This is a genomic window from Anaerostipes butyraticus, from assembly GCF_016586355.1.
GTDB classification, from domain to species: domain Bacteria; phylum Bacillota; class Clostridia; order Lachnospirales; family Lachnospiraceae; genus Anaerostipes; species Anaerostipes butyraticus.
This window is the reverse complement of the sequence record NZ_BLYI01000070.1, coordinates 81218-94113: the sequence shown is the minus strand read 5'-3', so window position 1 is coordinate 94113 and position 12896 is coordinate 81218. Positions and strand designations below refer to the sequence as shown.

The 12896-nt window shown below is 43.9% G+C and carries 16 protein-coding genes; all 16 read left to right on the top strand.

The genetic code is table 11. The features are described from left to right. Positions 1–198: 198 nt before the first annotated feature. The 16 genes from JMF81_RS15515 (at position 199) to JMF81_RS15440 (ending at position 12849) form a co-directional block, all read left to right on the top strand. The gene (locus JMF81_RS15515; protein WP_201312333.1) at positions 199–525 is read left to right on the top strand and encodes a P-II family nitrogen regulator; all 327 of its coding nucleotides are present in this window, start codon (positions 199–201) and stop codon (positions 523–525) included. A 12-nt stretch (positions 526–537) separates the two neighbouring features. Continuing rightward, on the top strand, positions 538–876 hold the full coding sequence (locus tag JMF81_RS15510; RefSeq protein ID WP_201312332.1) for a P-II family nitrogen regulator: 339 nt from the start codon (positions 538–540) through the stop codon (positions 874–876). A 46-nt stretch (positions 877–922) separates the two neighbouring features. Further along, entirely contained in the window at positions 923–1702 is a 780-nt protein-coding gene (locus JMF81_RS15505) for an ABC transporter permease (protein ID WP_201312331.1), read from the top strand. A 27-nt stretch (positions 1703–1729) separates the two neighbouring features. Continuing rightward, positions 1730–2773 (top strand): taurine ABC transporter substrate-binding protein, encoded by a 1044-nt coding sequence (locus tag JMF81_RS15500; RefSeq protein WP_201312330.1) that lies wholly within the window; start codon positions 1730–1732, stop codon positions 2771–2773. A 19-nt stretch (positions 2774–2792) separates the two neighbouring features. Continuing rightward, on the top strand, positions 2793–3605 hold the full coding sequence (locus JMF81_RS15495; protein WP_201312329.1) for an ABC transporter ATP-binding protein: 813 nt from the start codon (positions 2793–2795) through the stop codon (positions 3603–3605). After that, entirely contained in the window at positions 3602–4312 is a 711-nt protein-coding gene (locus tag JMF81_RS15490; RefSeq protein ID WP_201312328.1) for a sulfite exporter TauE/SafE family protein, read from the top strand. The genes JMF81_RS15495 and JMF81_RS15490 overlap by 4 nt, the downstream gene beginning before the upstream one ends. Positions 4313–4345: 33 nt before the next feature. Further along, positions 4346–5512 (top strand): PucR family transcriptional regulator, encoded by a 1167-nt coding sequence (locus JMF81_RS15485; RefSeq protein WP_201312327.1) that lies wholly within the window; start codon positions 4346–4348, stop codon positions 5510–5512. Between the two features lie 128 nt (positions 5513–5640). Beyond that, the gene (locus JMF81_RS15480; protein ID WP_201312326.1) at positions 5641–6978 is read left to right on the top strand and encodes an aminotransferase class III-fold pyridoxal phosphate-dependent enzyme; all 1338 of its coding nucleotides are present in this window, start codon (positions 5641–5643) and stop codon (positions 6976–6978) included. Positions 6979–6989: 11 nt separating this feature from the next. Further along, positions 6990–8108: an iron-containing alcohol dehydrogenase family protein gene (locus JMF81_RS15475; RefSeq protein WP_201312325.1), complete on the top strand. Its 1119-nt coding sequence runs from the start codon at positions 6990–6992 to the stop codon at positions 8106–8108. Positions 8109–8286: 178 nt separating this feature from the next. Beyond that, positions 8287–8706 carry a PPC domain-containing DNA-binding protein gene (locus JMF81_RS15470; protein ID WP_201312324.1) on the top strand — a complete coding sequence of 140 codons (420 nt, stop codon included), beginning with the start codon at positions 8287–8289 and terminating at the stop codon, positions 8704–8706. Between the two features lie 28 nt (positions 8707–8734). Then, positions 8735–10120: an asparagine--tRNA ligase gene (asnS, locus tag JMF81_RS15465; protein WP_201312323.1), complete on the top strand. Its 1386-nt coding sequence runs from the start codon at positions 8735–8737 to the stop codon at positions 10118–10120. Positions 10121–10182: 62 nt separating this feature from the next. Then, positions 10183–10791, top strand: a complete 609-nt coding sequence (locus tag JMF81_RS15460) for a hypothetical protein (RefSeq protein ID WP_201312322.1) — start codon at positions 10183–10185, stop codon at positions 10789–10791. A gap of 63 nt (positions 10792–10854) precedes the next feature. After that, entirely contained in the window at positions 10855–11301 is a 447-nt protein-coding gene (locus JMF81_RS15455) for a GatB/YqeY domain-containing protein (protein ID WP_201312321.1), read from the top strand. Next, the gene (locus JMF81_RS15450) at positions 11298–11834 is read left to right on the top strand and encodes a cysteine hydrolase family protein (protein WP_201312320.1); all 537 of its coding nucleotides are present in this window, start codon (positions 11298–11300) and stop codon (positions 11832–11834) included. The genes JMF81_RS15455 and JMF81_RS15450 overlap by 4 nt, the downstream gene beginning before the upstream one ends. Positions 11835–11861: 27 nt before the next feature. Further along, on the top strand, positions 11862–12404 hold the full coding sequence (locus JMF81_RS15445; protein ID WP_201312319.1) for a GNAT family N-acetyltransferase: 543 nt from the start codon (positions 11862–11864) through the stop codon (positions 12402–12404). 52 nt (positions 12405–12456) lie between these two features. Further along, positions 12457–12849 (top strand): pyridoxamine 5'-phosphate oxidase family protein, encoded by a 393-nt coding sequence (locus tag JMF81_RS15440; protein WP_201312318.1) that lies wholly within the window; start codon positions 12457–12459, stop codon positions 12847–12849. Positions 12850–12896 lie beyond the last annotated feature (47 nt).

Sequence of the window (12896 nt, the reverse complement as noted above, 5' to 3'; positions counted from 1 at the left end):
GCTGAAGCACCTTGCCTTATTTTTACAAAAGGTTATAATAAGACCTAAATTCATTACAAACAACTTGGCAAAGGCGTCAGCGGATCAGCTGGCGCCTTTCCTGCATGTAGGGGATTTTTAGGGAAAACAGAACGCTGTTCTTTATGTATGCAATGTACATATATTAGAACACAGATGGAAAATGAAAGGAGGACAGATATGCTGTTATTGAGAGCAATCATCCGGCCGGAAAAAGTAAAAGAAGTGCTGGATGCTTTATTACAGGAAGGATATTCCTCTGTGACAAAAATGGAGGTTTACGGAAGAGGAAAACAAAAAGGAATTCAGATAGGAGATGTTTTTTATGATGAAATTCCAAAAGAAATGATCTTCATGGTAATTGAAGATGGAGACAAAGAAAAAGTAAAAAATATCATCATGGAACATGCCAGAACAGGCGAGAATGGAAATTCTGGCGACGGACGTATTTTTATCAGCCCGGTAGATGAGGCGTATACGATCAGCACAGAAGATGAAGGCCTGTAGAAGGAGGAGATTATGAAAGAAATCTTAGCGGTCATCCGGCCGAACATGACCGGCGCAACAAAAGACGCGCTGGAGAAGGCAGGGTTTCCGGCTTATACCTGTATCAGGGTCAGAGGCCGGGGAAAGAAACCATTTAATTTTGCCGGGGACATATCAGAAAATGCCAGACACCGGCTGCTTCCCAAACGTCTGATTACATTGATCGTGCCGGAAGAAGAAGCTCAGAGAGCCGTGGAAACGATCATAAAAGTCAATCATACAGGAACGCCTGGAGATGGAAAAATCTTTGTAATGCCGATTTTTGAATCTTATCAGGTCAGAAATGGAGAGGGTGGTGCCGATGCTTATTAGCAACGCAGGAACAATAAATCGAGCAAAAATAAAAAGAGGTAATGCAATGAAGAAAAAGAAGTTATCGACAGAAAGGATCATAACCATAGCGACAGTCGTTATCATATTAGCCGCATGGTTTTTGGTAACAAATCTGGGGCTGGTTGATACGACACTGCTTCCGACTCCTCAGATGGTGTGGGCAGCATTTATGGACATTGCGGTGAACGGATATAAAGGCTTTACATTTGCGCAGCATATCGGAGCCAGTATGTACCGGCTTCTGGTATCTTTCCTGCTGGCAGCAGTTGTAGCCGTGCCGCTGGGACTTTTGAGCGGCAGCAGCAGTAAATTCCGCGCAGTGCTGGAACCGATCATTGAATTTTATCGTCCGCTTCCGCCGCTGGCATATTATACACTGCTGGTACTGCTGCTGGGAATTGAAAATGAATCTAAGATTGCGCTGCTGTTTCTGGCATGTTTCGCGCCGATCTACATTCAGTGTACATCCGCAGTTATGAGGGTAAAGAAGGATTACATTAACAGCGCATATACTCTGGGAGCAACGAAAAAACAGGTTTTTACAAAAGTTATTTTCCCGGCGTGTCTGCCAGACATTTTTATGGGATTAAGAACAGCGCTGGGCGTAGGTTATACAACGCTGGTTGCTGCCGAGATGGTAGCGGCAAGTTCAGGACTTGGATGGCTTGTTCTGGATGCAAGTAATTATCTGCGGTATGACATCATTTTCATGGGAATCATTGTCATGAGTGCAACAGGAATTATTTTAAATGGAATTATTCTTTTTGCAGAAAAATGCGTTGTTCCGTGGAAAGGAAAAGACTGAGAACCGAGAAAGAAAAGGAGAATGCATATGAAAAAGAGATTTTGGAAAAAATTAGGAACCTGCGCCGTTGCGGCGGCGATGGCAGTTACCGGACTGACGGCATGTAAAAGCGGCGGCAGTTCTTCTGATTCCGATTCAGTGGATACCGTAAGAATCGGAACGCAGGAAATGCCAAATGATGAAGGAATTGCAAAAGCAAAAAATTATCTGGAAGACCAGCTTGGAGTTAAAGTAAAGCTTGTGAAGTTTGACTCAGGAAAAGACGTCAATAATGCGTTGAAAGCCAACAGTATTGATTTTGGACTGGAAGGAACCACATCCGCTGCTCTGGCGCTTTCCACGGGAATTGACATAAAGGTTATCTGGATCCATGAAGTGCTTGGAAATATTGAGTCTCTGGCAGTAAGAAAGAAAGACAACATTAAGAGCATAGCAGATCTGAAAGGAAAGACCATTGCGGTGCCATTTGCGACAACTTCACATTACTGTCTGCTTCGTTATCTCAACTCTCAGGGAATGTCAGAATCTGATGTGAAGCTGCTGGATATGGATACGAATAGTGCATATGCTGCATGGAAACGAGGAGACATTGATGCGGCCTGGGTATGGCAGCCGGCGCTTCAGAGCATTCTGGATGATGGAGGAGAAATTCTTGTATCCAATGGCGATGCAGCAAAAGAAGGTTATATGACAGCCAATGTGGAAGTTGTAAGTTCTGATTTCGCAGAGAAACATCCGGAACTGGTACAGAAATATATTAAGGCAATGCAGGAAGCAAGAGATCTTTACAGTAAGGATGAGAATGAGGCAGTTTCTGCGTTATCTGATCAGCTGGGATTAACTGCAGATGAAATTAAAACCCAGATTGCAGGAGCTGAGTGGGTATCTGCAAAAGATCAGATCAGCAGCAAATATCTGGGAACCAGTGATAAGGTAGGCGAGCTGGCAGACAACCTGCTGGATACTGCAAACTTCCTGAAAGATCAGAAGAATATTACCAGCGTGCCGGATAAATCAACCTTTGAAAAAGCAGTCGCTCCGGAATATATTGAAGCAGTCTTAGGAGAGTAACAGAAAGGGAGATCAGCTTATGGAAGAAATTTTAAACGCAGCGCCGCAGCATGTGGTGACATTGGAAAATATCAATTTGAAATATAATGGGGAACGAGGAGAAGTAACAGCCCTCCAGAATGTAAATCTTAACATTGAAAAAGGAGAGTTCATCTGTGTTCTGGGACCTTCCGGATGTGGAAAGAGCACCCTGCTGAATATTATGGCAGGGTTCCTGAAACCAACAGAAGGTGAGGCAAAAATGAATGGGAAACTAATCGAAGGCGCCAGCTGGGAGAGGGCAGTCGTGTTTCAGACACCAACGCTGTATCCATGGCTGAATATCCATGACAACGTGGCGTTTGGCCCCAATGTCCGGCATCTGCCAAAGAAAGAGACGGAGGAACTGACCAGGAAATATCTGAATTTGGTGGAACTGGGGGACTTTGGCGATCATAAGCCGTATGAACTGTCCGGCGGCATGAGGCAGAGAGCATCTTTGGCGAGAGTGCTGGTCAATCAGCCGGGAATGATTTTGATGGATGAACCATTTGGAGCTCTGGATGCCCTGACAAGGCAGAATATGCAGACCTTGATCCGGAAGATCTGGAGTCAGACACAGAATACGGTTTTCCTGATCACCCATGATGTAGATGAAGCGCTGGCGCTGGCAACGAGAATCATTGTAATGTCCAGCCGGCCGGGAAGAATCGTAAAAGAATTTGAAACTGATTTCACTTACGATATCGATGGTGTGAATAAAGAAAGCGCCAGATATACGAGAAAATACATGCAGATTCGTGAGGAAATCCTAAACATTATCAATGAACAGAATGAGACCCTGAAACTATGAGAACGATGATTTTCTTTCTTGTTCTGTTTGCGGCAAACGTCATTCAGGCAATTACGGGATTTGCCGGTACGCTGCTGGCAATGCCGGTATCCATACAGCTGATTGGTGTTTCAGAGGCAAAGGTCATATTAAATATTATGGCCTTTGTTTCATGCCTTTGGATCGCGGTGGAAAACCGCAGATATATCCAGTACAAAATTCTTGGGAAAATCATCCTTTGGATGGGAAGCGGAATGATCATAGGAATCTGGATTTTTGACAAGGTTTCACTGGATTTTCTTCTGCCTTGTTATGGAATCTTCATTCTGCTGATCGCATTGAAAAAGCTTCTGATACCAAGGGAAATTCAGATGCCGGGCTGGCTTTTAACAGGAAGTCTTCTGGCTGCGGGAATCCTGCATGGAATGTTTGTGTCCGGAGGAGCGCTTCTGGTGGTCTATGCTTCTGCAGTCATAAAAGACAAAGATCAGTTTCGGGCGACCGTGGCTCCGGTCTGGGTCATATTAAATTTATTTTTAATGATTTCAGATGAACTTCACGGAAGCATGACGGCGGAGGTTCTCAAAATAACCGGCCTGGGAATCATACCATTGTTTTTGGCGATTTATATTGGCAACAAAATACAAAAGAAAATCAATCAGTCAGTTTTTTTAAAACTGACATATATTCTTCTGGCAGTTTCCGGCCTATCTGTGCTGGTGCCATAGAAACGGGGCCTGCGGGAAAAAGGAGGGATGCATATGGCAGTAACGCTGCGGAAGCTTCTGGAATCTGTAGAGGAAGAAAGAATTCAGATCTTAGCGGGGAAGAATAATCTGGATCGTGCGGTACGATGGACACATATGGTAGAGTCAATAGAAATTTCTACATTTCTGGAAGGACAGGAAATTGCATTTACTACAGGGGCGGCATTAAAATCAGAGGAAGATTTTTTTGAGATGGTAAAATGCATTATCAATAATCAGGCAACGGCAATCATTGTAAATATCGGGCCGTATATCAAAGAGGTGCCGGAAAAAATCATAAAGTATTGTGAAGAAAGGAATTTCCCGCTGATCACGGTGCCGTGGGAGACGCATATGGCTCATATTATGCAGATTTTCTGCCTGAAGATCACAGAGGAAGATAAAGCCAATATGGAATTATCCAGCGCGGTAAAAAATGCGATCTTTTTCCCGACACAGGAAGATCTGTATATTCCGGCTCTGGAACGATACCATTATTCTCCCGGATGGTCGTACTGTGTGGCAGCCATAGAGATTTTGGAAGGCGCCCAGCCGGTTGAGAAAGAACGCCGTCAGCGATTTCAAAAATATATTGAAAATCAGCTTTCTTACCGATACCGGGACGTGATTATCTTTGAACAGGACGAAGAAATCCTGCTGATTTTTCATCAGATGGCGGACGAAGAAGTGAAAGAAATTTTGCAGCAGATGATGAGGCAGTATGAATGTATGCTGCGAAAAGAAGAGAAAAGCTATATTGGAATTGGGCGGTGTACAAAAAACATGAAATGTATTGCCAAGAGCTACCGTCAGGCTCAGGGCGTCTTAAAGCTGCAAAAGAGAAGGAATCAGAACAAAACAGCGGTTGTATACAATGAACTGGGACTGTATAAGCTGCTCCTTGCCATGGAGGATACGGAGATTGTCAGGGAATATTATATGGAGATGATGGGGCCGCTGCTGAAATATGACGAAGCGAAACAGACTGATTACTGCAAGGTGCTGGAGTGTTACCTGAATCATGACGGAAGTGTAAAAGAAGCGGCGGAGGAGTTATATGTGCATCGCAACACCATAAACAAGAAAATTAATAAAATCGAGGAAATCACAGGATTTAATCTGTCCAGCCTGGACGTGCGCGCCAGGTTTAAAATTGCGTTTATGATCCAGGAAATCCTGTAGGCAGGCGCACGTTTCGAAATGTGCCAAAGCCTATTTAAAACCAGGCTTCAACACATTGAATCAAGGTATAAAAGGGGATACGATACAAAAAAGCAAATGACAATGAATAAAAGAAAGGGGCAGAAACGATGAGCTTACAAGGAAAAGAAATACAGGAAATGCATAAAAAATATATTCTCCAGTCATGGGGAAAAGCAGGGCAGGATGTTCTGCCGGTGGAAAAGGCAAAAGGAATTTATTTCTGGGATTATGATGGAAATAAATATGCAGATATGGCATCTTTGCTGGTATGTTCCAATCTGGGACATGAGCTTCCGGAAATCGTAGATGCAATCAAAGAACAGGCAGATAAAATGTGCTTTATGGCTCCGGCTTATGCAAGTGAACCAAAAAGCCGGCTGGCCAAAATGCTGGTGGAAGCAGCAGGAGAAGATACTTACAAGAGAGTGTTTTTTACCAATGCAGGGGCAGAATCCAACGAAAACGCCATTAAAATGGCAAGAATGGTAACAGGAAGAACAAAAATCTTCTCCTGTTATCGAAGCTATCACGGAGCGACACTCGGATCTTCCAATGCTTCCGGTGACTGGAGAAGATTTGCGGCAGAGATCGGAGGCGCCAATGGATTTGTAAAATTTATGAATCCGCATATGTACCGGGACGGATATACAAAGGGAAAAGATGATGCGGAAGTGACAAAGAAGGCTCTGGCAGACTTGGATCTGCAGCTTCGATATGAGGGAACCAATAATGTAGCAGCCATTTTAATGGAGTCTATTGTTGGCGCCAACGGCGTTATTCTTCCGCCGGATGGTTATATGGAAGGAGTCAGGGCTCTTTGCGACAAATATGGAATCCTGATGATCTGTGACGAAGTAATGGCAGGATTTTTCCGGACAGGAAAATGGTTTGCATGGCAGAATTTTGATTTTAAACCGGATATGATCACATTTGCCAAAGGAGTTACCTGCGGATATGTTCCTTTGGGAGGAGTGATTGTAAATAAAAAGATCGCGGAATATTTTGAAGAAAATGTTCTGCAGTGCGGTCTTACCTATTCAGGTCACACTCTTGCCTGCGCAGCAGGCGTCGCAGCCATGAATTATTATAAAGAACATAAAATTGGGGAGCACGTGGCAGAGATGCACGAAATCGTTTCCGCTTTTATGAATGAAATGGCAGAGAAACATAAGTGCATTGGAGAGGCAAGATGCATTGGATTATTTGGGGCACTGGAAGTTGTAAAAAATAAGGAGACAAGAGAACCAATGCAGGAATACGGTGTTCCGGGACCGGTAATGCCATGGATTTTTGCAGAACTGAAGAAACGGGGATTTGCGACATTCGGAAGAGAGAACTTCATTGAAATCTGTCCTCCGCTGATCATTACAAAAGAAGAGCTGGAAGAATATCTTCCGATTTTGGATGAAGTACTGACAATGGTAGACGAGAAATACTGCGATTAGAGGAGGGACATATGAATTGGGATTATTTACAGCCGGTAAAGATCCGGTTTGGAAAAGGAAGGGTTTCAGAAATTAAAGATCTGGCGGAAGCTATGGGATGCAAAAGAGGCCTGCTGGCAGCAGATCCGTTTTTCTTTACCAATGGACTGGCAGACCGGATCATTGGAGACAGCAAAGGAACTCTGGTAGGTGCGTTTGGAAAAATATCACCGAATCCGGATGTGGAGGAAGTGGACGCCTGTGCCGAAATAATCCGTCAGGAGAAGATTGATTTTGTCGTGGCACTGGGAGGCGGAAGTTCCATGGACTGTGCAAAAGCAGCGGCAGCGGCAGCCATGACAGGTGACTCCATCCGGGAATATCATGGAACGGGAAAGGTTCTGCCAAAAACACATCTTCCGATCATTGCAGTTCCCACAACAGCAGGAACCGGCAGTGAGGTGACTTGTGTGGCGGTTTTAACGGATCATAAAAACCAGAAAAAATCACCGATCGTATCTGACAGTTTCTATCCTTCTTATGCCATTATCGATCCGGAACTGACTTATACGATGCCGCCGAAAGTAACGGCGGGAACCGGGATTGATGTTTTATCCCACGCTCTGGAAGGATACTGGAGCAGAGGGCATCAGCCAATTTGTGACGCATGTGCGGTCCATGCGGCAGGTCTGGTATTTCAGTATCTGTACCGGGCATATCAGAATCCGGAAGATGAAGAAGCAAGAGAAAAAATGTGTGAGGCATCGGTCATCGCGGGGCTGGCGTTCACACTGCCGAAAACCACATCATCCCACGCATGTTCTTTCCCGCTGACCAATCTGTATCATATTCCGCATGGCGAGGCCTGCGGCCTGACTCTGGATTATTTCGCAAGAGTCAATAAAGATGTGGAAAACGGAAGGGTACAGGATTTTGCCAGAAAGCTTGGATTTCAGGATGTGGATGAAATGGCAGACGCCATCCACGACCTGAAAGAAAAAATGGGATTGAGAACTGACCTGAAAGATTTAAATTTAACAGATGAACAGATTGATGAGCTGATTCGGATCAGCCATCATCCGAATCTTGAAAACAATCCGGTGAAAATTACGGATGAAATACTGAGAGATCTGTATGAAAGCATGAGATAATCAGAAAAGTCCGGAATCTAAATAAAAAGAAACAGATATTACAGTACAGGAAGTCTCTGTGCGGCAAAAAGGGAGCCGCCGGAGACTTTTTGTATCTTGTTGGATGCAAGGGATTGTTTTATAATCTTAATCATAGGAAAACCGGAGAAATTCCGGTACATTTAGAAGGAGGCAGACAATGGACTATCGCAAATTTGAAAATCAGTATGTGATCCGTCTGGACCGCGGAGAAGAAATCGCAGAAAGCTTAAAATTCGTTGCGGAAAAAGAGAAGATAAAGCTTGCGTATCTGACAGGGATTGGCGCTGCAGGAAAGGTCACAGCAGGCGTTTTTGATACGAAAGAAAAAGTATTTAAAGGTCATACGTGGGAAGGTGATCTGGAAATCGTTTCTATTGGCGGGAATATCAACACCATGAACGGGGAGACCTATGCACATTTTCATATTAGTGCTGCGGATGAGCAGGGAAATGTATTTGGCGGACATCTGCAGGAAGCTGTGATCAGCGGAACCGGAGAACTGGTATTGACGGAAATCAACGGCACGGTAGATCGAAAGTTTGATGAAGAAACCGGACTGAATCTTTTTGAATTTTAAATATGATGATTTGGAGGATATTCTGTAAATGAATTTGATAACAGGAAGACAGCTGTACAAAAATTATAAAGAGTATGATCAGCAGGATGTGGAAATATGCGGCTGGGTGAAAAGCAACCGCGGATCGAAAAATTTTGGATTTTTAATTATAAATGACGGAACTTTTTTTAACCCGGTTCAGGTAGTATACGATAAAGAATTAGACAACTTTGGAGAAGCTGCAAAGTTAAATGTGGGGACGGCCGTAATTGTAACCGGAACCCTGGTGGCAACGCCGGAGGCAAAACAGCCATTTGAAATTCAGGCAAAAAGCGTGGAAATTGAAGGAAGCTGTTCCTTTGATTATCCGCTTCAGAAAAAGCGTCATACATTTGAATATCTGAGAAAGATCGCGCATCTGCGGCCAAGAGCCAATACATTTCAGGCAGTATTCCGGGTACGGTCTCTGGTAGCGTATGCTATCCATAAATTTTTTATGGAACGGGATTTTGTTTATGTTCATACGCCGATCATTACAGGCCAGGACTGCGAAGGCGCAGGAGAAATGTTCCAGGTAACGACACTGGATCTGGAAGCAGCAGTGAAAAAAGGCGAGATCAATTATGAAGAAGATTTCTTTGAAAAACCGGTAAATCTGACCGTCAGCGGGCAGCTGGCCGGAGAGACTTTTGCCCAGGCGTTTCGCAATATTTATACGTTTGGACCGACATTCAGGGCAGAAGAATCCAATACAACAAGACATGCGGCGGAATTCTGGATGATTGAGCCGGAAATGGCATTTGCGGATCTGGAAGACAACATGGAAATCGCGGAACAGATGATCAAATATATCATCGGTTATGTTCTGGAATATGCACCGGAAGAAATGAAATTTTTTAATCAATTTGTAGACAAAGGGCTTTTGGAGCGGCTGCATCACGTAGCGGAATCAGAGTTTGGCAGAGTGACTTATACAGAAGCTGTAAAAATACTGGAACAGCATAATGATCAGTTCCAGTATAAAGTATCCTGGGGAATTGATCTGCAGACAGAGCATGAACGATTTCTGACAGAGAAAGTATTTAAAAAGCCGGTTTTTGTGACAGATTATCCAAAAGACATCAAAGCGTTTTATATGAAAATGAACGATGATGAGAAAACTGTGGCTGCCATGGACCTTCTGGTACCGGCGATCGGAGAGATCATCGGAGGAAGCCAGAGAGAAGATTCTCTGGAGAAACTGGAGAAGCGAATGGCAGAACTGGGTATGGATCCAAAAGATTATGATTTCTATCTGGATCTTCGAAAATACGGGTCCACCAGACATTCCGGCTTTGGACTTGGATTTGAAAGAATGGTTATGTACGTCACCGGTATGGCAAATATCAGAGATGTGATTCCGTATCCAAGAACTGTTGGAAAGTGTAAATATTAAAAGATAAAATGCATATGCTATCTCTTAGAAAAATCCGGAAGAGAAGAAAGAGAGGCGGCATCATGCATTCAATCTGGCAGGAGAAGATAGAATTTCCAGAGTACCCTATTTTAAAAAGAGATAAAAAGGCAGATGTTTTGTATATTGGAGCGACTTTGCAAAATGCGGTAGAAGCACATTTCCAGCATGCTCAGGGGAAAGCGGTGATGATGCTGGAAGAGAAAGTAATCTCTCAGATGCCGGAACTCGGAGGAATGGGAATCCTCCGGGCCGAAAACCGCAGGGAAAGAAAGAGTCTTTGGAAATTAAGAGATTATATTTCCGGAAGACAGATTCCATGTGAAATGGAAGTGATATCAGACGACTGTATCTGGATCCATCCGGTAAAATTGTTTTTGTTTATGACAGAAGGAATTGAAATATATGAGCAGACAGCGGTCTGCTCCCGCCAGGGGAAGCGGCTGGATATCGGAAGCGCTTATGTAGATGCGGCAGAAATCATAGAAGCGGAAAAAAGAAAAGAACCATTTTATGTGTATGTTTTTGCGGAAAGCGGTTCCGGAAAAATGCCAGAGGGAGAATTTGAGGAGATGCGCAGATATAAAAATTTCTGGCTTGCGGGAAGTGCAAGAAGAGATGTGGAAGGGTATCTGTACTTTTGGGAGATTTGAAGAACCGCAGCTGGTGTGTTAAGATAGACACAATATGAGATTTGCAGGAGGAGGAAAAAAAACATGAGTATGATCGATGTAATTCGAAAAGAAATGATGGCAGCAATGAAAAATAAGGACAAAGAGCGAAAAGATGCCCTTTCCATGCTGCTGACAGCGTTAAAGAACGCTCAGATTGACAAGCGAGAAGATCTGACAGAGGCAGAAGAAAACGGAATTATCGCAAAAGAAATGAAACAGACAAAAGAGACGATGGATTCCTGTCCGGCAGACCGCACGGACATTATTGATGAGTGCAAAGCAAGACTTGCGGTTCTGGAAGAGTTCGCGCCGGAGCAGATGAGCGAAGACCAGATTAAGGCGGAGATTGACGCCGTATTATCTGAGCTTGGAATCGACGCCCCAACGATGAAGGATAAAGGAAATATCATGAAAAATCTGATGCCGAGAGTGAAAGGAAAGGCAGACGGAAAACTGGTCAATCAGCTGGTAGGGGAAAAACTTCAATGAAACATATTTTAGTTGTTGTGGACATGCAGAATGACTTTATCGATGGCGCTCTTGGAACAGAAGAAGCTCAGAATATTGTCACTGCTGCAGCGGATAAGATCCGGAATTTCCAGGGGGATATTTACGGAACCCTGGATACCCATGGGGAAGATTATCTGGAAACTCAGGAAGGGAAGAATCTGCCGGTGGCTCATTGTATTTACGGTGAAGACGGCTGGGCGCTCAATGGAGAGATTCTGCAGGCTTTGGCAGAGACGAAGGCAGAGGTTCATGATTTCTGCAAAAAGGGAGCGTTTGGTTCCAGAGAACTGGGAGATGTTCTGGCAGAAGCATGCGGTACAGAGGACTGCAGAATTGAGCTGATCGGATTATGTACGGATATCTGTGTGATTTCTAACGCGATGATTCTGAAATCTGTGCTCCCGGAAGCGGAAATTATGATAGATGCAAAATGCTGTGCGGGAGTGACACCGGAGAGTCATGCCAATGCACTGGAAGCCATGAAGGCGTGTCAGATTAAAATACAAGAATAAAAATAAAGAAAGAGGAGTCAGGAACATATGGATTTGATACGATTTGATGACATGAAAAGAGAGACAGCAAATCGATTGAAGACATTGTATGAAGAGGCATTTCCGGCAGAAGAAAAAAAGCCATTTGACTTTATGCGGAAACTGGAGCAGGAAGGGAAGATGGAAATTTTATCTCTGATGGAAGAGGAAGAATTGATAGGATTAAATATTAATATGCTGGCAGGAGATCTGGCAATTCTGGATTATTATGCCATACTGCCGGAAAAGCGCAGCGGAGGATACGGAAGCATTGGAATTCAGAAGATTATGGACAGGTTCCGCGGCAGGAAGCTGATCCTGGAAATTGAGAAGCAGGATGCGTCCGCGTCCAATGCGGAGCAGAGGGCCGGCAGGAAAAAATTTTATATGAAAAACGGTTTGAAGGAAACAAACCTGTTCGTCAATGCATATGGCACGGATTTTGAACTTTTAGTTCCGGAAGGCAGTCTTACGTATGATGAATACAAACAGGCTTTGTCTGCGGTTCTTGGGAGGGACGGGTTCGAAAAAATGAAAGTAGAGCAGATTTGATCCAGACAGGAAGTAAGGAAATCAAAGCATAGACAGAAAGTGAGGAATGAACATGGAAGAAGTTTATCAGTTCCTGAAAGATGCGGAAACTTATTATCTGGCTACGATGGACGGCGATCAGCCGAGGGTGCGTCCTTTTGGGACGATACATATGTTTGAAGGGAAACTGTATATTCAGACCGGAAAAGTAAAAGATGTATCCAAACAGATCATGAAGAATGGAAAAGTTGAGATCTGCGCCATGAAAGATGGAGACTGGCTTCGTGTAGCGGCAACTTTGGTGGAAGATGACCGGACAGAAGCGAAAGCTTCTCTGCTGGATGCATATCCATCTCTGAAAGAGATGTACGCGCCGGATGACGGCAATACTCAGGTATTCTATATGAAAGATGCCGCAGCGACATTTTCATCCTTTACCAAAGAACCGAAAACGGTAACCTTTTAGAAATTATTTGATAAAAACCCCCAAAGCGTCATGGACTGGAACTTTGG

Excerpts from the sequence above, each read along its gene's own strand:
- JMF81_RS15470 (WP_201312324.1), top strand. The coding sequence starts at position 8,287 with ATGGACTATCGCAAATTTGAAAATCAGTATGTGATCCGTCTGGACCGC.
- JMF81_RS15450 (WP_201312320.1), top strand. The coding sequence starts at position 11,298 with ATGAAACATATTTTAGTTGTTGTGGACATGCAGAATGACTTTATCGAT.
- JMF81_RS15440 (WP_201312318.1), top strand. The coding sequence starts at position 12,457 with ATGGAAGAAGTTTATCAGTTCCTGAAAGATGCGGAAACTTATTATCTG.
- JMF81_RS15485 (WP_201312327.1), top strand. The coding sequence starts at position 4,346 with ATGGCAGTAACGCTGCGGAAGCTTCTGGAATCTGTAGAGGAAGAAAGA.
- asnS (WP_201312323.1), top strand. The coding sequence starts at position 8,735 with ATGAATTTGATAACAGGAAGACAGCTGTACAAAAATTATAAAGAGTAT.
- JMF81_RS15495 (WP_201312329.1), top strand. The coding sequence starts at position 2,793 with ATGGAAGAAATTTTAAACGCAGCGCCGCAGCATGTGGTGACATTGGAA.
- JMF81_RS15455 (WP_201312321.1), top strand. The coding sequence starts at position 10,855 with ATGAGTATGATCGATGTAATTCGAAAAGAAATGATGGCAGCAATGAAA.
- JMF81_RS15515 (WP_201312333.1), top strand. The coding sequence starts at position 199 with ATGCTGTTATTGAGAGCAATCATCCGGCCGGAAAAAGTAAAAGAAGTG.
- JMF81_RS15500 (WP_201312330.1), top strand. The coding sequence starts at position 1,730 with ATGAAAAAGAGATTTTGGAAAAAATTAGGAACCTGCGCCGTTGCGGCG.
- JMF81_RS15445 (WP_201312319.1), top strand. The coding sequence starts at position 11,862 with ATGGATTTGATACGATTTGATGACATGAAAAGAGAGACAGCAAATCGA.
- JMF81_RS15490 (WP_201312328.1), top strand. The coding sequence starts at position 3,602 with ATGAGAACGATGATTTTCTTTCTTGTTCTGTTTGCGGCAAACGTCATT.
- JMF81_RS15510 (WP_201312332.1), top strand. The coding sequence starts at position 538 with ATGAAAGAAATCTTAGCGGTCATCCGGCCGAACATGACCGGCGCAACA.
- JMF81_RS15460 (WP_201312322.1), top strand. The coding sequence starts at position 10,183 with ATGCATTCAATCTGGCAGGAGAAGATAGAATTTCCAGAGTACCCTATT.
- JMF81_RS15475 (WP_201312325.1), top strand. The coding sequence starts at position 6,990 with ATGAATTGGGATTATTTACAGCCGGTAAAGATCCGGTTTGGAAAAGGA.
- JMF81_RS15505 (WP_201312331.1), top strand. The coding sequence starts at position 923 with ATGAAGAAAAAGAAGTTATCGACAGAAAGGATCATAACCATAGCGACA.
- JMF81_RS15480 (WP_201312326.1), top strand. The coding sequence starts at position 5,641 with ATGAGCTTACAAGGAAAAGAAATACAGGAAATGCATAAAAAATATATT.